We start from the raw sequence: 25222 nt of genomic DNA, 5'->3' as shown, positions 1-25222 counted from the left end.
GCCGCTCACGGGCCGACCCAAGTCACTGGAATCTTCCCCGAATCAGCCGAAAGAAGAAGCGTCACGGGATGAACGCCGAGACGCCTCGCGGCCTTTGACAGCCGAAGAAGTTCCACACGATCACTCTACGATCACTAAGGATTCTTAATCAGATCAGTTAGCCTCCACCGGCCCGGTCGACAGAGCTGCGGGAAGGCCGCACGCCCGCCCCCCATCGAGGACGGGCGTGCAGAGCGTGACGGTCAGCAGCAGCGCCCGGCGGTTCCGCTGGCTGCGGGCTCCCTGCCGGATTGCGGGGTGCAGCAGGAACTCTCGGCGGCCTTTTCCAGCTGGGCGGAGTCGGCCTTGACGGTGTAAACCTCCCAGGGCTCGTTGCCGGGGCCGCGCACCCAGACCTTGTCCTGGAGGGCGTAGCAGCACTCGGTGTCGTTCTCCGCCAGGGTGATCAGGCCGGCGTCGGTGAGGCGGGTGGTGGTGGCGGCGACCTCCTCGGTGCTGAACACCTCGACGCCCAGGTGGTCCAGGACGGTGGGCTGGTCGGCCTCACCTTCGAGCAGGACGAGCTTCAGCGGCGGGTTATCGACGGCGAAGTTGGCGTAGCCGGGGCGACGCTTGGCCGGTTCGACGCCGAACAGCTTCGAGTAGAAGGCGACGGAGCCTTCGAGGTCGGACACCCGCAGGGCGAGCTGGACACGGGACATGGTTCTCCTCCTGACGGGACGGCGACGGAACAGCTTGATCATCGCTTCGTCCTTGTCTAGATGTTTTTCGAAGCAGGCCCCACGTTGTACCCTGTTTTCAGATCTGTCAACCTAGAGGCATGTCGAAACAGACCCTGCCGGTGGTGGACCTGAGTGCGGTCGCCTGCTGCTCCCCGATCGCGGCCAGCCCGATGGACGCCGATCAGGCGGCCGTCGTCGCGCCGATGTTCAAGGCCCTGGGTGACCCGGTCCGGCTGCGGCTGATGTCAATGATCGCCTCGGTGCCGGAGATCTGCGTCTGCGACCTGACCCCGGCATTCGACCTGTCCGGGCCGACCATCTCCCACCACCTCAAGGTGCTGCGAGAGGCCGGCCTGGTCGACTCCGAACGGCGCGGCACCTGGGTCTGGTACCGGGTGAAGCCGGAGGCGTTCCGCCAGCTCGGGGCGCTGCTGGAGATCTCCGCCACCGCCGCCGGCAGCGCCGCGTGAGCCTCGCCCTGCCGCGGCGGGCATCGGCGGAGTTCGCCGGCACCGCCCTGCTGGTCGCCGCCGTCGTCGGGTCCGGGATCGCCGCCGCCCGGCTCTCCCCTGCCGACGTCGGGCTCCAGCTGCTGGAAAACGCGATCGCCACCGCCCTCGCGTTGGGCGCGCTGATCCTGACCTTCGGCCCGTTATCGGGCGCGCACTTCAACCCGGTCGTCTCCGCCGTCGACTGGTGGCTCGGCCGCCGGGCCGGCACCGGTCTGACCGCGAGGGACCTCGCCGCCTACACCGCCGCCCAGGTCGGCGGCGCGATCACCGGAGCGGTCCTGGCCGACCTGATGTTCGGGCTGCCCGCAGTCTCGTGGTCGCAGACGGATCGGACCGGGGGCAATCTGTGGCTGGCCGAGGTGGTCGCCACCGCCGGTCTGGTCGTCCTGGTCTTCGCCCTCGCCCGCAGCGGGCGCACCTCCGCCGCCCCGGCCGCCGTGGGCGCCTACATCGGTGCGGCGTACTGGTTCACCTCGTCCACCTCGTTCGCCAACCCCGCCGTCACCATCGGCCGGGCGTTCACCGACACCTTCGCCGGCATTACCCCGACCTCGGTGCCCGGCTTCATCGCCGCCCAGCTCGTCGGCGGCCTGGTCGCCGTCGCCGCCCTCGCCGCCTGGTACCCGCACGCCGGAGACGCCGCCGACGCCGTGGTGGTGCCCCACCTCAACCGGGAGACCGAAGCTCGATGACCGACAAGCCCATCGTCCTGTTCGTCTGCGTCCACAACGCCGGCCGCTCGCAGATGGCCGCCGGCTGGCTCCGCCACCTCGCCGGCGACACTGTCGAAGTCCGCTCCGCCGGAAGCGAGCCCGCCGACCAGATCAACCCCGTCGCCGTCGAAGCCATGCGCGAGGTCGACATCGACATCACCGGCCGGAGCCCGGCCCGGCTGACCTGGGACACCGCCGAAGCCAGCGACGTCATCGTGACCATGGGGTGCGGCGATGCCTGCCCCGTGTTCCCCGGCAAGCGCTACGAGGACTGGAAACTCACCGACCCGGCCGGCCAGCCCCTCGACGTGGTCCGCCAGGTCCGGGACGACATCAGGAGCCGGGTCACGGCACTGTTGACCGATCTCCGGGCCGAGGGCGAGAGACGTTGACGCTGAGGGCTGCATCCCGAGCCGGTACGAGCGCGCAGGTACGCACCGACGGGCATACCGCGAGTCGTTCCGCGGTGCGACGTGGCACGATCGGCAGGTGACCAGCAAACCCGCCGCAGAGCAGCGCCTGCGCGACCTCGCGCTGCTGCGCCGTGTCCGCGACCGGATCGACCGCGAGTACGCGCAGCCGCTGGACGTCGAGGCGCTCGCCCGGGGCGTGAACGTGTCGGCCGGGCACCTCAGCCGCCAGTTCCGGCTCGCCTACGGAGAGTCGCCGTACTCCTATCTGATGACGCGGCGCATCGAGCGCGCGATGGCGCTGCTGCGTCGTGGCGATCTCAGCGTCACCGAGGTCTGCTTCACGGTCGGCTGCTCGTCGCTGGGCACCTTCAGCAGTCGCTTCACCGAGCTGGTCGGCGTGCCGCCCAGCGTCTACCGAGTCCAGGCGGCGGACGCGACAGCGGGGATGCCGTCCTGCGTGGCGAAACAGGTCACCAGACCGATCAGGAATCGAGAAGCACCGGCCACCGAGCCGCAACTAGCGTGACTGCCATGGACATCACCATTCACTCGAGCTTCCTCCCGCACACCGACCCGGACGCCTCCCTGGCCTTCTACCGCGACACCCTCGGCTTCGAGGTCCGCAACGACGTCGGATACCAGGGGATGCGCTGGATCACGGTCGGCCCTGCCGGCCAGCCCGACACGTCCATCGTCCTGCACCCGCCGGCCGCCAACCCCGGCATCACCGACGACGAGCGGGGCACCATCCTCGATCTGATGGCCAAGGGCAGCTACTTCGGCGTCAACCTGGCCACCGCCGACCTCGACGGCACCTTCGAGAAGCTGGCGGCCAGCGGCGCCGAGGTGGTCCAGGAGCCGACCGAGCAGCCGTACGGCATCCGCGACTGCGCGTTCCGCGATCCCGCGGGCAACATGATCCGCATCCAGCAGTTGCGCTGATCCGTCGAGCGGCGCGCGCTCGCCACGCCGTACCGCTGGTTCCGCATCTCCCGGCGCCGCACCCGGGCTTGGCGCGAGGTGAACGAGATGCCCGACGGCCGCTGGTTGGTCTGACGCCCCGGCCGGGCGGGGCACGTGGCCGGGGCCACCGGGGTTCCACGGGCCGAAGCTGCGTGGATACGGTGGTTCCTGCGCCGAGCGCGACCCGACCAGCGTCAGCGAACGGCGTCGCGCCACCCCGACCGACACCGCCCATCAGGTAAGCAGCGACCGCGCCGACGACCCAGACCAGACATAACGCTCGAAGGCCGACGGAGACCGCGCAGGCGGCCCCGCCCACCACATGGAGACACGATGAGCATGGCCACGAGGACGGACACGCAGTCGCCTGCGCTGTACGTTGCCGACAGCCACGATTTGATCCGCGTGCACGGCGCGCGCGAGAACAACCTCAAAGACGTCAGCGTCGAGATCCCGAAGCGCCGACTGACGGTGTTCACCGGCGTCTCCGGCTCGGGCAAGAGTTCTCTGGTGTTCGGCACGATCGCCGCGGAGTCGCAGCGGCTGATCAACGAGACGTACAGCGCCTTCGTGCAGGGCTTCATGCCGACGCTGTCGCGGCCGGAGGTCGACGTCCTCGACGGGTTGACGACGGCGATCATCGTGGACCAGGAGCGGATGGGCTCCAACCCCCGCTCCACGGTCGGCACCGCGACCGACGCCAACGCGATGCTCCGCATCCTCTTCAGCAGGCTGGGCGAGCCCCACGTCGGCTCGCCCAACGCGTACTCCTTCAACGTCCCGTCGGTGAAGGCCAGCGGTGCGATCACCGTCGAGCGCGGCGAAGGCAAGACGAAGACGGAGAAGGCCACCTTCACCCGGCTGGGCGGCATGTGTCCGCGGTGCGAGGGCATGGGCTCGGTCACCGACTTCGACCTGCCGGCGCTGTACGACGACAGCTTGTCGCTCAACGAGGGTGCGCTCAGGATCCCCGGCTACAGCATGGACGGCTGGTACGGCCGCATCTTCCGCGGCAGCGGCTTCTTCGACCCCGACAAGCCAATCGGCAAGTACACCAAGAAGGAACTGCACGACCTGCTCCACAAGGAGCCGACCAAGATCAAGGTCGAGGGGATCAACCTGACGTACGAGGGGCTGATCCCGAAGATCCAGAAGTCGTTCCTGTCCAAGGAAGTCGACGCCCTGCAGCCGCACATCCGCGCCTTCGTGGAGCGGGCGGTGACCTTCACGACCTGTCCCGAGTGCGACGGGACCCGGCTCAGCAAGGAGGCCCGGTCGTCGAAGATCAAGGGAAAGAACATCGCCGACGTCTGCTCGATGCAGATCAGCGACCTGGCGGAGTGGGTCCGCGAGCTCGACGAGCCGTCGGTGGCCCCACTGCTCACCGGGCTGCAGCACCTCCTCGACTCGTTCGCGGAGATCGGGTTGGGCTACCTCTCCCTCGACCGGCCGTCAGGCACCCTCTCCGGAGGCGAGGCGCAGCGCACCAAGATGATCCGCCACCTCGGTTCCTCGCTCACCGACGTCACCTACGTCTTCGACGAGCCCACCATCGGCCTGCACCCCCATGACATCCAGCGGATGAACGACCTGCTGGTGCGGCTGCGCGACAAGGGCAACACGGTGCTCGTCGTGGAGCACAAGCCGGAGGCGATCGCCATCGCGGACCACGTCGTGGACCTCGGCCCGGGCGCCGGCACCGCCGGTGGTGAGGTGGTGTTCGAGGGCACGGTCGACGGGCTGCGCTCCAGCGGCACGCTCACCGGGCGCCACCTCGACGACCGCGCCTCCCTCAAGCCGTCGGTGCGGACACCGTCGGGGGCGTTGGAGGTGCGCGGCGCCGGCACCCACAACCTGCAGGACGTGGACGTCGACATCCCGCTCGGCGTGCTCGTCGTCGTCACCGGGGTGGCGGGCTCAGGCAAGAGCTCACTGATCCACGGCTCGGTCGCCGGCCGCGACGGCGTGGTGGTGATCGACCAGGGCGCGATCCGCGGTTCGCGACGGAGCAACCCCGCGACGTACACCGGCCTGCTCGACCCGATCCGCAAGGCGTTCGCGAAGGCCAACGGCGTGAAGCCGGCACTGTTCAGCTCCAACTCCGAGGGCGCCTGCCCCACCTGCAACGGCGCCGGTGTCATCTACACCGACCTGGGCGTGATGGCCACCGTCGAGTCCACCTGCGAGGAGTGCGAAGGGAAGCGGTTCCAGGCGTCGGTGCTCGAGTACACCCTGGGCGGCCGGAACATCGCCGACGTGCTCGCGATGTCGGTGACCGAGGCCGAGGAGTTCTTCCGCGCCGGCGAGGCGCGCACGCCGGCCGCGCACAAGATCCTCGACCGGCTCGCCGACGTCGGACTCGGCTACCTCACCCTCGGCCAGCCGCTCACCACGCTGTCCGGCGGCGAGCGGCAGCGGCTCAAGCTGGCCACCCAGATGGCCGAGAAGGGCGACGTCTACGTCCTTGACGAGCCGACCACCGGCCTCCACCTCGCCGACGTCGAGCAGCTGCTCGGCCTGCTCGACCGGCTCGTCGACTCCGGCAAGTCGGTCATCGTCATCGAGCACCACCAGGCGGTCATGGCACACGCCGACTGGCTCATCGACCTCGGCCCCGGCGCCGGCCACGACGGCGGCCGGGTCGTCTTCGAGGGCACACCCGCCGACCTCGTCGCCGCCCGCTCCACCCTCACCGGCGAGCACCTCGCGGCCTACGTCGGCACCAGCGATTGAGGCGAGGGGAGCGAGAGCCCGCTCTCGCTCCCCAGCCCATTGAGCTCGTGAGCGGCCCTGCTCACCAGCCGACCGAGGTGAGGCTGATCGGGGTGAGCCGGCGCACCTGCGGCTCGATCCACTGGGCCGCGGTGACCAGCTTGACCAGCCGGTCGATGGTCTCCGGCGGGCCGGCGACGAAGCTGCGCCGCTCGGCCGGGCAGCCGTACCGGTCGTCGAAGCAGCCGCCGTCGAGGGCCCGGACCACGATGCCGGCCTCGGCGGCCAGCAGCATCCCGGCCGGCAGGTCGACCGCCTCCGGGCGGTAGCCGACGATGCCGTCGATGTCGCCGCGGGCCAGCATCACCCAGGACAGCAGCGGTGCCCACAGTTGCAGCACCCGCCGGGCGGTGGAGTCGAGCACCACCTTCAGGGCGCGGGCCGTGCTGTCGTCCCGGCGCACCTCGTGACCCTGGGTCCAGGCGAGCACCGGCGCCGCCGGCACCGGCCGCTGCGGCGCGCGCAGCGGCCGGCCGGTTTCGCCGCCCGCGTGCACGAATGCGCCCTGGCCGCGTACGGCCGACCAGGTGCGGCCGGCGACCGGATCGTGCACCACGCCGAGCACCGGCGAGCCCCGCTCGCAGAGCGCGATCCCGACCACGTACGCGGGCAGCCCGATCGCCACGTTGTTGGTGCCGTCGAGCGGGTCGACCAGCCACGCCCAGGACTCGTCGGGGGCGTACTCGCCGCCCTCCTCGGCGATCACCCCGTGCCCGGGCCAGCGGGCCCGGATCCGGTCGACGATCAGCCGTTCGGCGGCCAGGTCCAGGTCGGTGACCAGGTCGCCGGAGGCGTTCTTGGCCCGGGCGTGCAGCTCGCCCCGGGTGCCCCGGCGCAGCAGCCGCCCGGCGGCGCAGGCAGCCTCCACCGCGAACCGGTGCGCGTCGCGCAGGTCCGGCGTGTCTCTGCTCGGCTCCACGTCCATGGCTCCTCCAAGCCGGTCAGCCCGGTGCCAACAGTCGGGCGATCTGCCGCGCCACCCGCGCGGTCTCCATCGGGTCGCAGCGGTCCCGGTGGACCCGGTGGCTGCGCCCGTCCACCGCGCCGAGACTCAGGTCGCAGGCGCCGGGTGTGGTCCGGCCCAGCGCCACGGTCACCGCCGGCTGGCCCGGGTCCACCTCCGAGGTGTGGAAGCCGCCGGCGCGCAGCGCGTACGAGTCGCCGGCCGAGTGCGTCTCCACCGTGGCGGTCACCGCGGTGACCAGCCGGTCGGTGGCGGCCATCTCGTCGAGGTCGCCGCGGCTGTGCACCTCGTACACCCGCCAGACCGGGTTGACCGGCGCGTCGGTCACCTCGATCAGCTCGTTGCGGACCTGCCCGTGCAGCACGTGACTGAGCAGGTCCCAGCTGTGCGAGTGCATCGTGGACGTGGTCGGCCGCACCGGTCGCGGGTCGGCCGGCCAGGCGTGTACGCAGACGCCGTCCGGGCCGGCGCGTTCCACCGGCAGGCAGGTGAAGCCGAGCGGGTGGCGGACGGCCCGCAGCGGCCGCCGCCCGTGCGCGACGTCGTCGAGTACGTCCAGCACCCAGCCGCGCAACAACTCCGGCCGGGCGCCCCGGTCGATCTCCCGTTCGAGGTCGGCGTAGCTCATCATGCGTACGGGTTCCTCGCCTGGATGGCCCGGCCCACGATGTCGGCGACCTCCCGGTCGCCGAAGGACCGGGGTAGCGGCAGCCCGAGCGCGGTGAACAGCCGACGAACCTGCTCCACCGAGGGCTCGTCGTCCAGCTTGACCTGTGCGGCGGCCTCGATCGGCACCCGTCGACTCTGCTCGCGGCTGTACTGCAGCTCGATGTTGTAGCGGTTGTAGTAGAGCTCGTTGCGGTCGATCCGCAGCGCCGGGGTCTGCGGATTCTCCTGCGTGATGATGACGCAGGTCGACGAGAGGTCGTACCGGAAGGTGGTCATCTGGGCGGAGAGCCGCACGTCGATGGTGAGCAGCCCGGTGCGTTGCAGGTGCCAGCAGGCGGCCAGCACGGTGGCGTACGACTCCTTGCGGGTGCGGTCGACGGTCCACCGCTCCTCGCGGGGGTCCGGGGCGAGGCTGCGCCGGAACCGCGCGTACCGCTCGCAGACCGCCTCGTCGGTCGGGTCGATGATCTCGAGGGCGACGTGCAGGGTGGCGTTGCGGCGCCGGGCCTGCTCCAGGCATTCGGGCAGGGTGACCGCCCGGGTGTAGGTGCCGGTGCCACCCTTGAACGTCCAGCGGTCGGTGTGCCGGCGGGCCTCGGCCAGCGCCTGCCCGACCTCGCTGCCGTGCAGCACGCGGACCATGGAGACGCTGTCGATCGCCTCCCGGGCCCGGTTCAGCGCGCCTTCCGGCCCGGTGATCTCCCGCATCTGGGGCACCAGGTCGGTGAGCCGCTCCCGGGTGTCGGTGAGCACGTTCCGCACCTGGTACTCGGCGGTCTCCCGGCGCAGCCGGTCGCGCAGCATGGCCTGCGCGAGCAGGGCGAGGATCAGCAGGATGGCGCTGTTCACCACCCCCTGGCTGACCGTGTTGGTCAGCCCGAGGACCGCGACGATCACGGCGATGAGCAGCCCGATGAACGCGTCGAGGTTCTTGACGACCCAGGTGAACAGGCGCGTCATGACATCCCCCGGTCGACGACGGAACCCCCATGATAGCCCTTTGTCAATATCGCCATCACTCACCGTTCGGCGGAATGGTGACCCTCGGTGACGGCGGATCGGGGCCCCGCCGGGCCGCGCAGATCAGGGAGCCACCGAGCCCTGGCGCGAGGCGGGCGAGCAGCCGGGAGGTGACCCAGCGCCCACCCGGCAACCGCCAGCCGACGTGGTTGGAGCGGATCGCCAGCGGCGTGAAACCGGCCCGGCACAGCACCCGCCGCAGCAGCGACGCGGTGAACGGGCGGATGTGCAGCCAGAGGTACGGGTGCAGCGGATCCACCTGGCGGGGAGCCCGTCCGAAGAGGAACGCCAGCCGGTCCTGCACGGGGGCCAGGTTCGGGGTGGTGAGCACCAGCAGGCCCCCTGGGGCGAGCACCCGGTGGCATTCGCGCAGCAGCGCCACCGGGTCGTACACATGCTCGATCAGCTCCCCGGTGAGCAGCCCGGCGAAGCTGCCCGCGCGGAACGGCAGGCCGCGGGTGGCGTCCAGGCAGACCGGCAGCGCCCGGCCGCCGTCGGACCGGCGGGCGTCGCCGAGCGCGGCCTCCGCCATGTCGGCCACCACCAGGGGGCCGGGCAGCTCCGCCGGGTCCAGCATGCTGCGGGGACCGGAGCCCAACTCCAGCACGGGTCCGCCACCGAGGACGCCGTCGACCATCAGCCGGGCCGCGACCGCCCGCCGGATCCGATGGTACGGATCGTCGACGTACCCGTTGACCTGTGCGCCGTCGTAGTAGCTACGCCGGTTGGCGCGGCGGCCGTGCGCCTGCGCGCTGCGCGACGGGACCCCGATCGACGGCTCGGCCATCGCACCCTCCACTGCGGTCGTCGCCCGGCGGCGGCACGTGGCCGCGCCCGGCGTCCAGCCTCGCACCGTCCGGCCGTCCCGGCGCACATCCGGCATGACGGTGTCGAGAGCCACCGGCAACCTCGGCGGGTAGCGGTCCCGCCACTGTCGGCGATCGCCCCGGCGTCATCGGTAAGCTGGCCGGGACGGGGAGCGGCAGGGTGCCAGGAGGAGCGGCGGCGATGACCGGTGGCATCCGGCGGGGTCCCGCGGGCGGGCCGGACCGGGACGCGTGCCTGGCGGCCGTGGCCCGCGCGGCCAGCGCCGACGCCGGCGGCGTGCCGGTCGACCTGCTCGGTGACTACCTGTCGCTGCTGGCCGAGGCGGCGGTGACCGGCCGCCGGCCCGGTCGCGCCGAACTCGACGCCGTGGGTGTGCTCGGGCGACGCGCCGCCGAGCAGGGCGTCTCGGCCGGACGGGCGGTCCGGCTGTACCTGTCGGCGGCCCGGCGGCTGTGGCAGCAGCTGCCGCAGCTGACCACATCCGGCGACAGCGAGGTGGTACGCGCATCGGCGGAGGCCGTGCTGCACGTCGTGGACAGCGCGGTGGCCACCCTCGCCGAGGGTTACGCCGCGGCCCGCCGCGAGCTGGTGCGGCGGGAGGAGACGCTGCGCCGGGAACTCGTGGACGACCTGCTGCGCGGCGACTCCGACCTGGGCGGCCTGGTGCAGCGGGCCGAGCCGTTCGGGCTGGACCTGGCCAGGGTGCACCAGGTGGCGCTGGCCGCGCCCAGCCGCCGGCTGCCCGACACCGACGCCGCGATCAGCGCCCTGGAGGCGGTCATCTTCGACCGGCTCGGTGACCGCGACGTGCTGGTGGCCACGAAGGAGGGGCTGCTGGTGGCGATCGCTCCCGCCGACGCGGTGACCCCCGACCGGGGCGCCCGCGGCCGGCAGCCGGTCGGCGACCTCGGGCGGCTGATGCACGCCGAACTCGACCGCCTGCCGCGCGGCGGCCCGTGGCAGGTGGCGGTGGGCCGCCCGCACCCCGGCCTGTACGGCATCGCCCGCTCGTACGAGGAGGCCCGCGAGGCGCTGACGATGGCGCAGCGACTGAACACCCGGACGCCGGTCATCCACGCCGACGACCTGCTCGTCCACCGCGTCCTGCTGCGCGACCAGCCGGCCATGGTCGACTTGGTGCAGGCGGTGCTCAGCCCGCTGCGCCACGCCCGCGGGGGCGTCCAGCCGTTGCTGGACACCCTCGACGCGTACTTCGCCACCGGCGGCGTTGCCACCGAGGCGGCCCGCCGGCTGCATGTGTCCGTACGCACGGTCAGCTACCGGCTGAGCCGGATCCGGACGCTCAGCGGGTACGACCCGAACGACCCGGGCGACCGGTTCACCCTGCAGGCCGCGGTGTACGGCGCGCGGGCGCTCGACTGGCCGCACCACCCGCTGCCCGGCCCCACCGGGTAGCCGGCGCGACCCTCACCGGGGCGGCCCGTCCCCGGCGACGACCTCGAGCACGTCCACGAGGCCCAGCAGGCGGGCCAGCGCCACCGCCTCGGACCGGGTGAGGCGCAGGTCACAGGTGCCGTCCGGATCGTTCGGGTCGTCGTGGAAGACGTCCCGACGGTCCTGCCCGCGGTACGCGACCACACCGATCCGGCGGCCCTGTGCGGTGGTGAAGGTGTGCCGCACCCCGATCCCGGGCAGCGGCGTACGTTCGATCTGCATGGGTGCTCCGTACGGGAAAGGCTGGCGACGGCGACCGCTGGTGGGCGGGCCGCCGGCTTCCGGAGCCCGCGCGACCCTGCCGGGGCACGGACCGGTGGCGGGGTGCGCCGCCGTCAGGCGACGGCGCGACCGCCCGGCGGTGCCCGGTCGGCCGACCAGGCCGGAACACATCCGGGAACGACCTTCACCAGCCTGACCACGATGCACAGCCCCACGGTCCGGCAGGCGTGCCGGAGCGCGGTGAGCACGGCCACCACGACGAGCACCGCCAGCGCGCGGCGCTCGGCGGTGTCGGATCGGTGCCGGGGCCGGGACATGCGGCCACCATAGCCGTCCGCCCCGCGCCCACGCCGGTGCCGCCGTAGCGCGGCGCCGCCGGCCCGCAAGGTCGCCGGTGGCCGGCAAGCAAACCGCCGGATATTGGCCGGCCGCAGGCCATGTCAGTCCGTCGGTTCCGACCGACGCTGGAGGTCCGACAGGTTCCGCGACGGCGAGGAGGCGGGTGATGACGACCAGCATGGCGGCGCGGCCGCCCGTGCCCGCCGGTCGACCCGGTCGCCCCGCCGGCAGCGGTCGCCGGTCCGCCGCCGCAACGAGCGGGGACCGCCGTCCAGCACCGCGCCTGCTGGCCCGCCGACCGGGGCCGCCCGGAGCGGCGCCGTTGCTCCGCAGCTGACCCCGCCGTCCGGCCCAGCGACCACGGGTCAGCCCGCTTCCCTCGTCCCCCGCCGCCCCGTCCCGGGCGGCGGCATCGGCACATCCACCGTCAGAAAGAGGTCGGCATGCCCGTCGTCCAGGCCTCCACCGGTCGCCCGCCGGCCGGCGGCGCCTCCGTCCGCACCGGCACCGTCGGGGCCGCCGCCACCCGCCCCAGCCCGGTCGCCGTCGACCTCGGCAGCGGCCAGCTCCGGATCCGGCTCGCCGACCACGGCACGATCAGCACCCCGGTCGGTGACCGGTCGATCCGCCGCCAACCGGTGGTCCGCCGAGGCCAGGTCGTCGACGGTGCCGGATGCGCCGCCGTGCTGTCGCAACTGCTCCGGGAGCACCGCGTCCGGGTACCGGCCCGTCCACTGATCGTCGCCTGCCGCCCACTGCTGGCGACGGCCACCGACCAGGATTTGACCCGACGGGTCCTCGACGCCGTGTTCGCGCCCGCGCGACTGCTGTTCATCGACACCGTGCGCGCTGCCGCGATCGGCGCCGGCGCCGGCGCCGGCACGCTGCTCGTCGCCGACCTCGGCACCGAGGTGACCGAGGTGGCCGTCCTGCGGGACAGCCGCGTCGTCGCGGGCCGCCGGGCGAACCTCGGCACCGGCGACCTCGCCCACGGAGCCACCGTCGGGACGCTCGCCGACACGCTCACCCGCCTCGTCCGGGAGCTGGTCCGGGGTGCCGGCGCCGCGCCCGCAGCCGCCACCGCCCTGGCCCGCGGCATGGTCCTCGTCGGGGACGGTGCCACCCGGCCCGATCTGCGGGACTGCATCACGGCGACGACGGGAATCCCGGTCCATCGGGCCGCGGGACCCCGGACGGCCGCGCTGACCGGGGCGAGCCTGGCCGCCGCGGCCGCCGCCCGCCATCCGGCCGCCGACTGGACCGAGCCCGGCCCACCCTCCCCACCCGTTCGCACCGGTCCCGTGCCGGCGCGCGCACGGAAAGGCACCACGTCATGAGCGACACCCTGCACGAGAGCACCGAAGCCCTACGCGCTCGCCTCGAGCGGCAGTTCCAGGTGCACACCGGCCAGCTCACCGAGCTCACGGTGCACAGCCGGCGGCCCGGTCACGGCGGCTACGACCCGGACACCCTGCGGGGGCTCATGGAGACCGCCCGCCAGGGCATCGCGGACACCGCCGAGGCGCTGCGCCGCATGTCCGAGGGCACCTACGGCCGGTGCGAAGGCTGCGGCGGTCAGATCCCGATCGCCCGGCTGGAGATCCTCCCCTGGGCTCGTCACTGCGTCCCGTGCCAGCAACGGCACCGCGGCTGACCGGCCTCGCCCAATCCCGCTGACGCGGCGGCCCGGAACCCGGCCGCCGCGTGGCGCTCCACAAGGGATGCTGACCGGCGGGCCGGATGGCCGGTCGGACGAGGGCCGATGCAGCCGGACCGAAGCGACACCCCAGGCAACCCTCATCCGGCACTAAGACCGCCGTCACGGGTCGTTCCTAGCGTCTGCGGCCATGGCGACACCACCCGTGCCACCGGCGACCGCTGCCTGGCTGAGCTGCGCGACGCCGCGTCCGAGCGCGCCGCTGCGTCTGGTCTGCCTGCCCTACGCGGGCGCGGGCGGTGGGGCGTTCCGGCCGTGGGCGGCCGGACTGGCCCCGGACGTGGAACTGTGGACCGCGCAGCTACCGGGCCGGGAGCGCCGACTGGCCGAACCGCCGGTGACCACCATGGACGAGCTGGCCGCACCGCTGGTGGACGCCGTCGCCGACCAGGTCCGGCCACCCTTCGCGATCTTCGGGCACAGCATGGGCGGCCTGCTCGGCTACGAGGTGACGCGCCGGCTCGTCGCCGGGGGCGGCCCGGCACCGGCCCGGTTGGTGGTGTCGGCCGCCCTGCCGCCGCACCGCGCGGCCGGGACCGGGGCGGCGCACACCCGCGACGACGCCGGCCTGACCGCCTGGCTGCGGGAGCTCGGCGGCGTCCCGGACGAGCTGGTCGCCGACCCCACCCTGCTCGGACTGATCCTACCCACCGTGCGCGCCGACCTCGCCGTGGTCGCCTCGTACCGGCGGTCGGTGGTGCCGGCCCTGCCACTGCCGGTGGACGCGGTGGCGGCGGCCGACGACCCGCTCGTCGACCCGGACGCGGTGGCCGGCTGGGCCGCCTGCACGACGGTCGGCTTCTCCCTCACCGTCGTCCCCGGCGGCCACCTCTACCTGCACGACTCCCCTCCCCCGCTGCACCGCCTGCTGGCCGGCCGGCCCACGCCGGACCGGGCCGCCCACGCGTACGCCGAAGGGGCCACGCCATGACCCAGGACCTGCACCCGGACCTCGCCGACCTCACGCCCGAGCAGCGGGAGCTGCTGGCCCTGCGGCTGCGCCGGGCACGGGAGCGGCGCCCCGACCCGGGCGCGCCCCGGCCCCTCTCGGCCACCCAGGAGCAGCTCTGGTTCCTCGACCGGCTGGATCCGGGGACGCCGGTCTACAACGTGCCGTTCGCCGAGCGGATCACCGGGCCGCTGGACGTGCCGGCGCTGCACCGGGCGGTCAACGCGGTGGTGGCGCGGCACGACGCGCTGCGGGTGGTCTTCACCGAGGCCGACGGCACGGTCACCCAGCGGGTCCGGGAGGCCCTGGAGGTGCCGCTGCCGGTGGTCGACCTGCGGACGGTGCCGGAGCCGGCGCGGCGGGAGGCGGCGGAGCGGGAGACCGTCGCGCACGCCGCCGTCCGGTTCGACCTGACCGCCGGCCCGCCGCTGGCGGTACGCCTGCTGGCCCTCGCCGGCGACGAGCACCTGCTGCTGGTGACCGTCCACCACATCGTCTTCGACGCCTGGTCCGCCGGGCTGTTCCGGGACGAGCTGGTCCGCTGGTACGGGGAGTTCGCCGGCGGCGCAGCCGCCGAGGTGCCGGCGCTGCCGGTGCGGTTCGTCGACCACGTGGCCGCCCGGCGCCGGCCCGACGGCGAGGCGGCGCTCGCCGGGCACCTGGCGCACTGGCGGGAGCGGCTGACCGGCGCGCCGGCCCGCTCGACGCTGCCGCCGGACCGACCACGCCCGCCGGTGCAGACCCACCGCGGCCGGAGCCTCCCGTTCACCGTGGACGCGCCGGCCGTCGCCGCCGTCGACGGGCTGGCCCGGCGGGCCGGCGCGACCGTCAACGCGGTCGCCCTGGCCGGGCTGACCGCCCTGATGCGGCAGGCCACCGGGCAGGACGACCTGCTACTCGGCATGCCGGCGGCCGGGCGGTCCGGCACCGAGCTGGAACCGCTGATCGGCTGCTTCGCCAACATGCTGGTGCTGCGGATCGACGCCTCCGGCGACCCCACCGTGCGGGAGTTGGTCAGCCGGGTGCATCGCACGGTCAGCGACGCGTACGCCCACCAGGAGGCGCCGTACGCGCGGGTGGTGGAGGAGGTGCGGCCGCCCCGGGACCCGAGCATCAACCCGCTGTTCCAAGTGCTGGCCACGATGACCGACGGCGACGCGGCACAGCGGCACGGGGCCGGCGCCGTCTTCACCCCGTACGCGGCGGAGAACGGGCTGACCGACTTCGACCTGTTCGTCAGCCTCACCCGGCACGACGACCGGATCGAGGGCGCCGTCGACTTCAACGCCGACCTCTACCTCGACGAGACGGTCGCCCGGACCGTCGGCCGGCTGCCGGAGCTGCTGCGCGCGATGGCCACCGCCCCGGACCGACCGCTGTCCGAGGTGGCGGGCCTGCGCCGGCACCGGGTCGCGCTGGCCGCCACCTTCACCGTCGACCCGCTCCGCGACCCGGTGGAGTTCTGGCTCCGCTTCCTGCGGATGCTCGCCGGCGTCGAGCTGGTCGGCTACGGCCAGCTGGTCGCGCACCTGCTCGCCGGACCGGCGGCCGACGCGACCGTCTGCCTGCTGCGCTGGGAGGACTGGCTGCGCCGGCAGGACCGGGACGAACCGACGGTCCTGGACCGGGCGATGGACGACCTGGCCGCGGCGGTCGGGGCGTACCGGGCCCGTACGGCGGCACCGCTGCTGCTGGTGGTCTGCCCGCCATCACCGGACCACGCCGGCCGGCGCGCCCGGACGCTCGCCGGCCGCCTGGACGACCGGCTCTCCGCGCTGGCCGCGCAAACCCCCGGGGTGCACGCGGTCTGGGCCGCCGACCACGCCGGCACGTACCCGGTGGGCGAGGTGTTCGATCCGCGGGCCGACGAGCTGGGGCACGTGCCGTACACCGCCGAGTACTTCGCCGCGCTGGGCACGGTGGTGGTGCGTGAGCTGCGCCGGGCCGTCGGTCAGCCCCACCGGCCGGTGCTGGTCGGCGCCAGCCTGCCGGTGGACCGGCTCGCCGCGGCGCTGCCCGGTCACGACGTCCGGCCCTGCCCGCCCGGCGGGTACGCCGCCGCCCTCGCCGACGTCGACCCCGGCACGGTCGTCGTGCTCGACCCGGACCCGGCCGCCGTCGCGGCGCTGCGGGAGGCGGATCCGTCGGTGCTGGCACTGACCGTCCCCGAGGGGTGGGACGAACTGTCGCGGTTCCTCGCCCACGTCTGGCCGCTGGACCCGCCCGCACCCGCCGCGCCGGGCGTCGACGGGCTGGCCGCGCCGATCGGGGCGGAGCGGGCGGCGTACCTGGCGGAGGAGCTGAGCACCGCCGCGACGGTGGCCGAGCGGTGTCGCCCGACACCGACCGCCATCCCGGACGGCGACGACGCGGAGCTCGTCGCGCCCCGCACGCCCACCGAGGAGCGGCTGGCCACCCTCTGGGCCGGCGCCCTCGGCGTCGACCAGGTCGGCGCGACCAGCGACTTCTTCGGCCTCGGTGGGCATTCGCTGCTCGCCACCCACCTGCTCTCCCGGGTGCAGGCGGAGTTCGGCCGGGAGGTGTCGCTCTACACCCTCTTCACCCACCCGACCGTCGCCCAGCTCGCCACCGTGCTCGACGGCGACGGGGAGGGCGCCGCCATCGAGGCGCTCACCCCGGCCCCGCCCGGCGCTCCCGCCGTGGCGTCGTCGGCGCAGGTCCGGCTCTGGGCCCTCGACCAGCTCGGCGACGACGTGGTACGGCACAACACCGCCGCCGCCGTCGAGCTGCGCGGCGACCTCGACACGGACGCGCTGCGCCGGGCGCTGCACGACGTGGTCGCCCGGCACGAGGTGCTGCGCACCACCTTCCGCGACCGGGGCGGCGAGCCGGAGCCGGTGGTCCACCCGCACCTCGACCCGTGGGTGGATCCGCTCGATCTCACCGCGCTGTCAGACGCCAAGCAGGCCCGGGCGCTGCGCCGGGCGGTCACCACCCACGCCGCGCACCGCTACGACCTGGCCACCGGCCCGCTGCTGCGCGTCCGCCCGGTCCGGCTCGCCGCCGGGCAGCACCAGCTGCTGCTCGGCATGCACCACATCGTCTGCGACAACACCTCGTGGAGCATCGTGCTGGCCGAACTCGCCGCCCGGTACGCCCACCACACCACCGGGTCCGGCGAGCCGCTGCCACCGCTGCCCGCGCAGTTCGGCGACTACGCCCGCCACCAGCGGGACTGGCTGGCCTCCCCGGCCGTCGAGCCGCACCTGGCGTACTGGCGGGAGCGGCTGCGGGACGCGCCGCCGCTGCTGGAGCTGCCCACCGACCACCCCCGCCCCGAGGAACGCTCCGACGTGGCCGGCTACCACGCGCAGCGGCTGCCCGCCGGGCTCGGCGCGGCGGCACGCGAGCTGGCCCGTGCCGAGGGGGTCACCCCGTTCGCCGTGCTGCTGGCCGGCTTCGCCGCACTGCTGCACGCCGAGAGCGGCCAGCCGGACCTGGTGGTCGGGGTGCCGACCGCCGGCCGGGACCGGGCCGAACTGGCCCCGCTGGTCGGCTGCTTCGCCGACCTGCTGCCGCTTCGGGTGGACGTGGCCGGCCGGCCCACGTTCCGGCAACTCGTCGGGCGGGCGTACCGGAGCGCTCGGGAGGCGTACCGGCATCAGGGAGTGCCCTTCGCGACCGTGGTGGAGGCGCTGCGGCTGCCCCGGCAGGCCGCGTACCACCCGCTGTTCCAGTGCGTGCTCAACGTCATCGACGGCGCGGACGAACTGCCCGACTTCGCCGGCCTGGCCGCGTCCGCGCTGGACGTGCCCAGCGTCGGGGTCGACTTCGACCTCTTCCTCAGCCTCACCTGGCAGGACGGGGAGCTGCACGCCGACCTGGCGTACCGCGCCGACCTGTTCACCCCGGAACGGACGGCCCGCCTGCTCACCTCGCTCGGCCGGGTGCTCGACGAGGGGCTGCGCCGCCCGGACGCCCCGCTCGGCGGCCCCGCCGCCGTGGCACCCCGGCCGGCTGCCCGGCCCACGCCCCGGCTGGTGGTGGGCGGCACGGTGGACGTACCGGGGCTGACCGAGACGGTCGGATTCTGGTCCGCGCTGCTGTCCCTGCCGTACGCCGTGCGGCCGCTGCCCGCCGGGGCGCTGCTGCGACTGCTGCGCGACCCGGCCGCCGGCCTGGCCGTCGCCGCCACCGACCGCAACGCGCTGCTGCTGCGCTGGGAGGACCGGGTCTCCCCCGGCCCGCTCGGCGCGGCCACGGTCGGGCTGCGGGCCTTCCGCGCCGAGCTGGAGTCCGCCCTGGACGGCTACCGGAGCTGGTCGGCGGCCCCGCTGACGCTGCTGGTCGGCCCCGCCTCGCCCGCCTACCAGGCCGCGCCGTGGGCGGGTGTCCTCGCCGACCTGACCGAGGAGCTGCGCGCCGGCCAGGCGGACCGGGACGGAGTGGACGTGGGGTCGGTGTCGGCGTGGGCCCGCCGCTACCGGGTGCCGCAGCTGTCCACCGGGGACGACTGGTCGCCGGAGCTGTCGGCGATGGTCGGCACCGTGCTGGTGCGGCGGGCGCTGCGGCACCCGGCGGTCGACCGGCTGGTCGTACCCCCGGGGCCCGCGGGCGGGCAGGCGGAGCTGGCGCCGCTGCTCGCGGCGCAGGCCCGGGCCGGGCGTCGGGTCCTGGTCACGGACGCGCCGCAGGCCGCCGAGCTGGCCGCGCTGGTCGCCGCCGGGGTGATCGGGTATGACCCGGCACCGGCCGCCGACGCCGGCACCCTGGTCCTGCACCCGGCCACCGAGCCGGGGCCGGCGGATGCCCTCGCGGTGCCGTTCGACCCCGGGGCCGGCCCGGCCGCCCTGCTGCGCGGGCTGTGGCTGCTGGACACCGCGCCCGGCGGCCGGGCCGACGGGCAGCCGGTCGACGTGGGCCTGCTCGCCGAGGTGGCCACCGAGCTGGCCGACGCCACCGCCGTACGGGCCGCCGTCGAGGACGGTTACCGGCGGCGGGACGAGCGGGCCGCCGCCGCTCCGCGCACCGACCCGGAACGGCAGCTCGTGGCGATCTGGTCCAACCTGCTGCGCACCGGCCGGCTCGGCATCCACGACGACTTCTTCGCGGCCGGCGGCGACTCGCTGCTGGCCATGCAGCTCGTCGCCCGGTGCGCCGAGGCCGGCATCACGATCACCCCGCGGCAGCTCGTCCAGCACCCCACGGTCGCGGAGCTGGCCGCGAGCCTCGGCGCCGCGACCACAGTGGACGCCGAGCAGGGCGAGGTGACCGGGGACGCGCCGCTGACCGGGGCACAGCGCTGGTTCACCGACCTGATCGCACCCACCATGGCCCGGCCGTCCCTGTTCAACCACCCCTACTACCTTCAGCTCGCCCGCCCGCTCGGCGCCGACCTGGTCCGCGAGGCGGTACGCCGGCTGGTGGCCCAGCACGACGCGCTGCGGCTGCGCTTCACGCGGCAGGCCGACGGGAGCTGGTGGCAGCGCCACGCCGACCCGGGCGACGCCGTCCCGTTCACCAGCCACGACCTCACCGGCCTGCCGGTCGGGGACCGCGCGGCGGCGGCCGAGGCCCGGTGCGCCGAGGAGCAGACCGGGCTGGACCTCATCGCCGGGCCGCTGGTCCGGGTGGCGCACCTGCGGCTCGGGCCGGAGCTGCCCGACCGGCTGCTGATCGTCGCGCACCACCTCGTGGTCGACGCGGTCTCCCGGGGGCTGCTCCTGGCCGACCTGGAGACCCTCTGCAGCCAACTGGAGCGCGGCGAGGAGCCCGCGCTGCGGGCGAAGACCACCTCCTACCGGAGCTGGGCGGAACGGCTGGCCGGGTACGCCGGGTCGGAGCGGCTGCGCACACAGCTGCCCTTCTGGCTGGCCCAGGCCGACGACGACGGCCTGTCCCGGCTCGCGGACGTCCCGGACGACGGGCCGTACCGGCTCGGTGACCTCGGCCTGACCTCGGTCAGCCTCGACGCGGCGACCACCCGAGGGCTGCACGCCGCCGTCCGGCGGCTGCGAACCAGCGTCCGGGATCTGCTCGTGTGGGCGGTGGCGGCCACGGTCGCCGCGCGCACCGGCGGCCCGGTCACCGTGGCCACCACCGGGCACGGCCGGGAGCCGCTCTTCGACGACGTCGACACCACCCGGACCACCGGCTGGTTCCAGATGCTCTACCCGCTGCGGCTGGAGCTGCCCGGCACCGGCGGCCCGACCCGCTCGGTCCAGTCGGTGATCCGCCAGCTCGGCCGGGTGCCGGAGAACGGCATCGGGTACGGGCTGCTGCGTCACCTCTGCCCGGACGCCGACGTGCGCCGGCGGCTCGCCGCGGTCCGGCCGCCGTCGATCGCGGTCAACTACATGGGCGGCTTCGGCTTCGACGACGTCTCCCCCGGCAGCCAGCTCCTCGACGTCTGCACCGAACCGTTCGGGCCCACCGAGGACGCGGACGGCCACTGGCCCTTCCCGTTCGACGTGACGGGCGCGCTCACCGGCGACCGGCTGCGCGTCGACCTCAGCTACGCCACCCCGGCCTTCCGGCCGGCAACCGCAGATGACCTGCTCGACGGCGTCCGGACCAGCCTGCTGCGCCTGGTCGGGGACCACGGGCAACCGCCACGGCAGTAGGAGGATTCCCCATGGCGTTCCGACGCCCGTCCCGGTTCGCCGGGTTCACCACGATCTGGTTCGGCCAGTTGCTGTCGGCGCTGGGCACCCGGATGACGAACTTCGCCCTGAGCATCTGGGTGTGGGACGCCACCGGCCGGGCCTTCGACCTGACCCTGCTGATGGCGTTCGCGTTCGGCGCGACCGTCATCTTCAGCCCGATCGCCGGTGCCCTGGTCGACCGGTGGAGCCGGCGGCTGACCGTCGTGCTCAGCGACGTCGGCTCGGCCGTCACCACCAGCGTCCTGCTGCTGCTCTTCCTCACCGACTCGGTGCAGATCTGGCACCTCTACCTGGTCAACCTGGTCACCGGCGCGTTCCTCGCGTTCCAGCTGCCGGCGTACCAGGCGACCATCACGGTGATGATGGAGAAGGGCCAGTATCCGCGGGCCAACGCCATGATGTTCGCGGTCCGGACCATCCCGGTGATCTTCGCGCCCGGCTTCGCGGCGGCCCTGCTCGGGCTGATGGACATCAAGGTCATCCTGCTCATCGACGCCCTGTCGTACGTGGTGGCGATCGGCGCGGTGCTGCTGGTCCAGCTGCCGCCGGTGCCCCGCGCCGCGCACGACGACGGCGGGTTCTGGTCCGACACCATCCACGGGTTCCGCTACATCCTGGCCAGCCGGGCGTTCACCGGGCTGGAGGCCATCCTGTTCGCCATCAACGTGCTGGCCGCCGTCGGCTTCGCCCTGCTCGTGCCGCAGATCCTGGCCCGTACGGACAGCAGCACCAACGCGGTCGGCCTGGTGCAGACCATCGGCGCGATCGGCGGGGTGGCCGGCGCGACCCTGCTCGGTGTGCTGCCGAACACCCGGCACAAGATCCGCCGGATGCTCCTCGCCATCCTGGTGTTCAGCGTCCTCGGCCGGATCCTCTACGGCGTCGGCGACACCGTCATCGTCTGGTCGATCGCGCTGCTCTTCCTGCACCTGGCCATCCCGTTCATCGACGGGTACGCCCAGTCGGTCTGGCAGGAGAAGGTCGAGCCGTCCGCGCAGGGGCGGGTCTTCGCCGCCCGCCAGTTCATCGAGGACCTGGCGTACCCGGGCGGCACCGCGCTGGCCGGCATCGCCGCGGACCGCTGGTTCGAGCCGATGATGCGCGACGGCGGCCCGGGCGTGCCGCTCTTCGGCTGGCTGGTCGGCAGCGGGCCGGGCGCCGGGATGGGCCTGATCTTCGTCATCGTCGGCGTGCTCGGCATCGGCGTCGCGGCCGCCGGCTTCCTCTCGCCGAGCATCCGCCGGATGGAGGTCGACCTGCCCGACCACGACGAGCCCGAGACCGGGGCGGCGCCGCTGCCGTCGCCGACCGGCACCGACGAGCTGACCGACGACCGTGCGGTGGTGGCGAAGTGAGGCTCGCCGAGGTGGTGGCCGGGGTGCTGGAGGTCGACCCGGCCGAGGTGACCGACGAGTCCGGGCCGGAGAGCATCGCCACCTGGACCAGCCTGCGGCACCTGCAACTGGTGGTGACCCTGGAGGAGGTCTACGGCCTCTCCTTCGCCTTCGAGGAGATCCGCGACGTGCGCAGCGTCGGCGCGCTGCGGGCCGTCCTGCGGGCAAAGGGGACGGAGGCGTGAGGGCGAGGAGTGAGCCGGGTTTGCGAGCCCCGCAGTCGCGAACCAAGGGGGCATCGTGAGCGCGAGGAGTGAGCCGGGTTTGCGAGCCCCGCAGTCGCGAACCAAGGAGGCATCATCGTGAGCGCCGACCTGTTCGCGCTGCGGACCCGGTGGCAGGCCGTCGTCCGGGAGGATCCGGCCCCGGTGCTGCGGATCGGGCTGCTGGCCAGCTACACGGTGGACCCGCTGGTGCCGTACGTGGGGCTGGCGCTGCACGACGCCGGGCTGCCGGCCGCCCTCACGGTCGGGCCGTTCAACCAGGTCGTGCAGCAGTGCCTGGCCGACGACGGCTTCCCCGCCACCGCCCGCCCCGACGTGCTGCTGGTCGCCCAGCGGCTGGAGGAGGCCGGCGCGCCCGGGCCGGCCGGTGCCGGTTGGGCGGAGGAGCTGCTGGCCGGCGCCGAGGCGGCCGTCGCCGCCGCCCGCCGGCAGGGCGCCCTGCTGGGGTACGTCCTGCCGGCCGTCCCCGAGGCCCGCCCGAGCGGGTACGGGGATCCGATGGACGCCGACGGGGTGACCGCCGCCGCCACCGCCGTCCGGGAACGGCTGCGCGAGCGGCTGGCCGGGGACCCGTGGGTGCTGCTCGTCGACGCCGAGGAGGCGGTCCGGGCGGTGGGTACGCGGCACGCGTACCACCCGGCGCTGTTCCGGTTCGCCAAGATCCCGTACACCGAGGAGGTCTTCGCGGCGCTCGGCGCGGCCGCCGCCGAGCTGCTACGCCGCTGGTACGGGGCGGGCTGCCGGGCGCTGGTCCTCGACGGCGACACCCTGGCCGACCCGACTCCCCTGCTGCCGGCGCTGCGGGAGCTGCGCGCCGCCGGCCTGCGGGTGGCGCTGCGTGCCGGTGGTCGCGGCTTCCGGCCGGCCCTGGCCGGCCCGGAGCTGCTGACCCTGCTGGACGGCTGGGTCAGCGACGAGCGGCCGGTGCCCACCCAGCTCGCCGAGATCGCCGCCGAACTGGACCTCGCCCCGGCGCAATTGGCCCTGGTCACCGCGCCGACGCCGGCCGACAACCGCCCCGAAGGGCAGGCGGGCGACGCTGGGACGATCACCCTCGGCGCGGATCCCCGGTCGTGGGGGGACGCGCTACGCGCGGCCGGGCTGACCGACCGGATCCCGGATCGCCGGTGGACCGGCGGCACGCGGCGGGCCATCGCAGTCGCCGGGGCGCCGGCCGGGCTCTCCCTGGCCGACTTCGTTTCCAGCCTGGACGTACGGGTGGAGTACCGGCCGGTCCCGCCCGCCGAGGTGCCACAGGTCGCCGAGCTGGTGGCCCGGGCGCACGACTTCGCGCTCCGGCCGGCCCCGCCGGCGACCGCGCTGGCCGGGCGGGCCGACGACCTGCTGGCCATCCGGGTCCGCGACCGGCTCGGCGACTACGGCACCAGCGGTCTGGTGGCGGTGACTCCGGACCCGGGCCGGTGGACGGTGGACCTGTTCTCGCTCTCCTGCCCGGTGCTCGGCAAGGGTGTCGAGACGGTGGTGCTGCGCGAGGTGGCCCGCCGGGCGGCGGCCGTCGGGGCGGGCGAGGTGCAGGTGCGCTGGACCGACACCGGGCGCAACGGGACGGCTGGCCGGTTCCTGTCCGACCTGGACGGGGTCACCGACGCGGCGGTGCCGGTCCGGGTCGTCCGGGTCGAGCCCGCCGAGGTCGGCGAGCCGGTCGGGGTGGCCCGGTGATCGCCGGGCCGGGTGCGCCGCCGGTCGCCCTCGGGGTGGCCGCGCTCGCGCACGTCCTCGGCGAGCCGGTCGACGTGGCCACGGCCGCGCCCGGGTACACGGCCGACCTGGACCGGGTGCGCTCCTGGGAGTACCGCACCTTCCACCGGGCCGCCGAGCAGACCGGGGTCACCGACCTGGCGGTGGTGGCCGGGGGTACCGCGCTGGACCGCGCCGGGGTGTCCGCGGCCGAGGTGGACCTCGTCGTGCTGGCCGTCCCCGACCTGGTCGAACACCTCTACTGGGACGCGGCCGCGCACACCCAGGCCCGGCTCGGCGCGCACCGGGCCGAGGCGGTGCTGCTCAACCAGGCGTGCGGCGGCGGGGTGGCCGGGTTCGACACGGTGGCCGGCCGGTTCGCCACCCATCCGGCGTACCGGACGGCGCTGCTGATCGGCGCCAACCGGGTCTGCGAGCCGTACTGGAACCGGATGGAGATCAACACCAGCGTCTTCTCCGACGGCGCGGCGGCGGCGGTGCTGGTCCGCGACCACGACCGGTGCCGCTGGCTGGCCACCGAGACGATCAGCGACGGCCGGTACGCCGGCTTCATGCGGATGCCGGTCGGGGGCGCGGCGGCGCCGTACCACCCCGAGGCTGGCATCCCGCGCGTCGGTGACCCGGCGGAACGGCTCAACGAGTTCTTCGCCGGGGACGTGCGGCGGATGTTCGAGTTCGTCGCCACCATCCGGGAACGCAACCGGCGGGTGGTGGCGGCGGCCTGCGCCCGGGTCGGCGCGGAGCCGGCCGACGTCCGCCGGTTCGTGCACTTCCATGACAACGCCCGGCAGTTCGCCGAGCTGGCCAAGGACCTCGGCGTCGAGCTGGACCGCACCAACGTCGAGCTGGCCCTGGACCACGGCCACGTCGGCTGTGCCGACCAGCTCATCGGGCTGGAGCACCACCTCCACAGCGGCGACCTGACCGACGGCGACCTGGTGGCGCTGACCAGCACCGGCAGCGGCATGCACTGGGTCTGCACCCTGCTGCGGGTCTGACCG

The 25222-nt window shown here is 74.3% G+C and carries 22 protein-coding genes; 15 read left to right on the top strand and 7 right to left on the bottom strand.

Annotated features, from left to right (window positions below):
• Window positions 1-242 precede the first annotated feature (242 nt).
• On the bottom strand, window positions 243-701 hold the full coding sequence (locus ACFYOS_RS24875) for an ArsI/CadI family heavy metal resistance metalloenzyme (protein ID WP_387146140.1): 459 nt from the start codon (window positions 699-701) through the stop codon (window positions 243-245).
• Between the two features lie 119 nt (window positions 702-820).
• Between ACFYOS_RS24875 and ACFYOS_RS24870 the strand changes: the two genes are divergently transcribed.
• From ACFYOS_RS24870 to ACFYOS_RS24845, 6 genes are all read left to right on the top strand, one after another.
• Window positions 821-1192 carry an ArsR/SmtB family transcription factor gene (locus ACFYOS_RS24870; RefSeq protein ID WP_387146137.1) on the top strand — a complete coding sequence of 124 codons (372 nt, stop codon included), beginning with the start codon at window positions 821-823 and terminating at the stop codon, window positions 1190-1192.
• The gene (locus ACFYOS_RS24865; RefSeq protein WP_387146134.1) at window positions 1189-1926 is read left to right on the top strand and encodes an aquaporin; all 738 of its coding nucleotides are present in this window, start codon (window positions 1189-1191) and stop codon (window positions 1924-1926) included. The genes ACFYOS_RS24870 and ACFYOS_RS24865 overlap by 4 nt, the downstream gene beginning before the upstream one ends.
• Window positions 1923-2339, top strand: a complete 417-nt coding sequence (locus ACFYOS_RS24860; protein WP_387146131.1) for an arsenate reductase ArsC — start codon at window positions 1923-1925, stop codon at window positions 2337-2339. The genes ACFYOS_RS24865 and ACFYOS_RS24860 overlap by 4 nt, the downstream gene beginning before the upstream one ends.
• A gap of 97 nt (window positions 2340-2436) precedes the next feature.
• Complete coding sequence (locus ACFYOS_RS24855) at window positions 2437-2886, top strand: helix-turn-helix transcriptional regulator (protein ID WP_387146128.1); 450 nt, start codon at window positions 2437-2439, stop codon at window positions 2884-2886.
• A 5-nt stretch (window positions 2887-2891) separates the two neighbouring features.
• Window positions 2892-3302 (top strand): VOC family protein, encoded by a 411-nt coding sequence (locus ACFYOS_RS24850; protein WP_387146125.1) that lies wholly within the window; start codon window positions 2892-2894, stop codon window positions 3300-3302.
• A gap of 354 nt (window positions 3303-3656) precedes the next feature.
• Window positions 3657-6056 (top strand): ATP-binding cassette domain-containing protein, encoded by a 2400-nt coding sequence (locus ACFYOS_RS24845; protein ID WP_387146122.1) that lies wholly within the window; start codon window positions 3657-3659, stop codon window positions 6054-6056.
• Window positions 6057-6117: 61 nt separating this feature from the next.
• Here ACFYOS_RS24845 and ACFYOS_RS24840 read toward each other — a convergent pair whose 3' ends face one another.
• From ACFYOS_RS24840 to ACFYOS_RS24825, 4 genes are read right to left on the bottom strand one after another with little or no spacing between them, the layout of a single operon-like run.
• Window positions 6118-7020, bottom strand: a complete 903-nt coding sequence (locus ACFYOS_RS24840) for an inositol monophosphatase family protein (RefSeq protein WP_387146119.1) — start codon at window positions 7018-7020, stop codon at window positions 6118-6120.
• A gap of 16 nt (window positions 7021-7036) precedes the next feature.
• A complete protein-coding gene (locus tag ACFYOS_RS24835; RefSeq protein ID WP_387146115.1) occupies window positions 7037-7690 on the bottom strand; it encodes a hypothetical protein in 654 nt (217 codons plus the stop codon).
• Window positions 7687-8688: a hypothetical protein gene (locus tag ACFYOS_RS24830; RefSeq protein WP_387146112.1), complete on the bottom strand. Its 1002-nt coding sequence runs from the start codon at window positions 8686-8688 to the stop codon at window positions 7687-7689. The genes ACFYOS_RS24835 and ACFYOS_RS24830 overlap by 4 nt, the downstream gene beginning before the upstream one ends.
• A 55-nt stretch (window positions 8689-8743) precedes the next feature.
• Entirely contained in the window at window positions 8744-9649 is a 906-nt protein-coding gene (locus ACFYOS_RS24825; RefSeq protein WP_387146109.1) for a class I SAM-dependent methyltransferase, read from the bottom strand.
• 107 nt (window positions 9650-9756) lie between these two features.
• Here ACFYOS_RS24825 and ACFYOS_RS24820 point away from each other — a divergent pair, with 107 nt between their 5' ends.
• Entirely contained in the window at window positions 9757-10992 is a 1236-nt protein-coding gene (locus tag ACFYOS_RS24820) for a PucR family transcriptional regulator (RefSeq protein ID WP_387146106.1), read from the top strand.
• Window positions 10993-11004: 12 nt separating this feature from the next.
• On the opposite strand, the gene ACFYOS_RS24815 is transcribed toward ACFYOS_RS24820, so the two are convergent.
• Window positions 11005-11253 (bottom strand): potassium transporter TrkA, encoded by a 249-nt coding sequence (locus tag ACFYOS_RS24815; RefSeq protein ID WP_387146103.1) that lies wholly within the window; start codon window positions 11251-11253, stop codon window positions 11005-11007.
• Between the two features lie 113 nt (window positions 11254-11366).
• Window positions 11367-11570, bottom strand: coding sequence for a hypothetical protein (locus tag ACFYOS_RS24810; RefSeq protein WP_387146100.1), 204 nt, complete (start codon window positions 11568-11570; stop codon window positions 11367-11369).
• Window positions 11571-12035: 465 nt separating this feature from the next.
• Between ACFYOS_RS24810 and ACFYOS_RS24805 the strand changes: the two genes are divergently transcribed.
• From ACFYOS_RS24805 to ACFYOS_RS24770, 8 genes are all read left to right on the top strand, one after another.
• On the top strand, window positions 12036-12929 hold the full coding sequence (locus ACFYOS_RS24805; RefSeq protein ID WP_387146097.1) for a cell shape-determining protein MreB: 894 nt from the start codon (window positions 12036-12038) through the stop codon (window positions 12927-12929).
• Window positions 12926-13246: a TraR/DksA family transcriptional regulator gene (locus tag ACFYOS_RS24800; protein WP_387146094.1), complete on the top strand. Its 321-nt coding sequence runs from the start codon at window positions 12926-12928 to the stop codon at window positions 13244-13246. The genes ACFYOS_RS24805 and ACFYOS_RS24800 overlap by 4 nt, the downstream gene beginning before the upstream one ends.
• A gap of 193 nt (window positions 13247-13439) precedes the next feature.
• Window positions 13440-14240, top strand: coding sequence for a thioesterase II family protein (locus ACFYOS_RS24795; protein ID WP_387146091.1), 801 nt, complete (start codon window positions 13440-13442; stop codon window positions 14238-14240).
• Complete coding sequence (locus ACFYOS_RS24790; RefSeq protein WP_387146088.1) at window positions 14237-20842, top strand: condensation domain-containing protein; 6606 nt, start codon at window positions 14237-14239, stop codon at window positions 20840-20842. Before ACFYOS_RS24795 ends, ACFYOS_RS24790 begins: the two co-directional genes overlap by 4 nt.
• Window positions 20843-20853: 11 nt before the next feature.
• Window positions 20854-22239 (top strand): MFS transporter, encoded by a 1386-nt coding sequence (locus ACFYOS_RS24785; protein ID WP_387146085.1) that lies wholly within the window; start codon window positions 20854-20856, stop codon window positions 22237-22239.
• A complete protein-coding gene (locus tag ACFYOS_RS24780; protein WP_387146082.1) occupies window positions 22236-22463 on the top strand; it encodes an acyl carrier protein in 228 nt (75 codons plus the stop codon). The genes ACFYOS_RS24785 and ACFYOS_RS24780 overlap by 4 nt, the downstream gene beginning before the upstream one ends.
• Before the next feature lie 117 nt (window positions 22464-22580).
• On the top strand, window positions 22581-24182 hold the full coding sequence (locus ACFYOS_RS24775; protein WP_387146079.1) for a hypothetical protein: 1602 nt from the start codon (window positions 22581-22583) through the stop codon (window positions 24180-24182).
• Window positions 24179-25219 (top strand): 3-oxoacyl-ACP synthase III family protein, encoded by a 1041-nt coding sequence (locus ACFYOS_RS24770; RefSeq protein WP_387146076.1) that lies wholly within the window; start codon window positions 24179-24181, stop codon window positions 25217-25219. The genes ACFYOS_RS24775 and ACFYOS_RS24770 overlap by 4 nt, the downstream gene beginning before the upstream one ends.
• The last annotated feature ends 3 nt before the right edge of the window (window positions 25220-25222 follow it).

It is taken from the genome of Micromonospora sp. NPDC005806 (assembly GCF_042871425.1).
Classification (GTDB): domain Bacteria; phylum Actinomycetota; class Actinomycetes; order Mycobacteriales; family Micromonosporaceae; genus Micromonospora.
The sequence above is the reverse complement of the archived record's forward strand: the minus strand, read 5'-3'. Positions and strand labels throughout refer to the sequence as shown.

Bases quoted from the DNA above. Each gene is read 5' to 3' on its own strand.
- ACFYOS_RS24830 (WP_387146112.1), bottom strand. From the start codon at position 8,688: ATGACGCGCCTGTTCACCTGGGTCGTCAAGAACCTCGACGCGTTCATC.
- ACFYOS_RS24805 (WP_387146097.1), top strand. From the start codon at position 12,036: ATGCCCGTCGTCCAGGCCTCCACCGGTCGCCCGCCGGCCGGCGGCGCC.
- ACFYOS_RS24820 (WP_387146106.1), top strand. From the start codon at position 9,757: ATGACCGGTGGCATCCGGCGGGGTCCCGCGGGCGGGCCGGACCGGGAC.
- ACFYOS_RS24810 (WP_387146100.1), bottom strand. From the start codon at position 11,570: ATGTCCCGGCCCCGGCACCGATCCGACACCGCCGAGCGCCGCGCGCTG.
- ACFYOS_RS24800 (WP_387146094.1), top strand. From the start codon at position 12,926: ATGAGCGACACCCTGCACGAGAGCACCGAAGCCCTACGCGCTCGCCTC.
- ACFYOS_RS24845 (WP_387146122.1), top strand. From the start codon at position 3,657: ATGAGCATGGCCACGAGGACGGACACGCAGTCGCCTGCGCTGTACGTT.
- ACFYOS_RS24795 (WP_387146091.1), top strand. From the start codon at position 13,440: ATGGCGACACCACCCGTGCCACCGGCGACCGCTGCCTGGCTGAGCTGC.
- ACFYOS_RS24790 (WP_387146088.1), top strand. From the start codon at position 14,237: ATGACCCAGGACCTGCACCCGGACCTCGCCGACCTCACGCCCGAGCAG.
- ACFYOS_RS24815 (WP_387146103.1), bottom strand. From the start codon at position 11,253: ATGCAGATCGAACGTACGCCGCTGCCCGGGATCGGGGTGCGGCACACC.
- ACFYOS_RS24860 (WP_387146131.1), top strand. From the start codon at position 1,923: ATGACCGACAAGCCCATCGTCCTGTTCGTCTGCGTCCACAACGCCGGC.
- ACFYOS_RS24875 (WP_387146140.1), bottom strand. From the start codon at position 701: ATGTCCCGTGTCCAGCTCGCCCTGCGGGTGTCCGACCTCGAAGGCTCC.
- ACFYOS_RS24870 (WP_387146137.1), top strand. From the start codon at position 821: ATGTCGAAACAGACCCTGCCGGTGGTGGACCTGAGTGCGGTCGCCTGC.
- ACFYOS_RS24850 (WP_387146125.1), top strand. From the start codon at position 2,892: ATGGACATCACCATTCACTCGAGCTTCCTCCCGCACACCGACCCGGAC.
- ACFYOS_RS24840 (WP_387146119.1), bottom strand. From the start codon at position 7,020: ATGGACGTGGAGCCGAGCAGAGACACGCCGGACCTGCGCGACGCGCAC.
- ACFYOS_RS24835 (WP_387146115.1), bottom strand. From the start codon at position 7,690: ATGATGAGCTACGCCGACCTCGAACGGGAGATCGACCGGGGCGCCCGG.
- ACFYOS_RS24785 (WP_387146085.1), top strand. From the start codon at position 20,854: ATGGCGTTCCGACGCCCGTCCCGGTTCGCCGGGTTCACCACGATCTGG.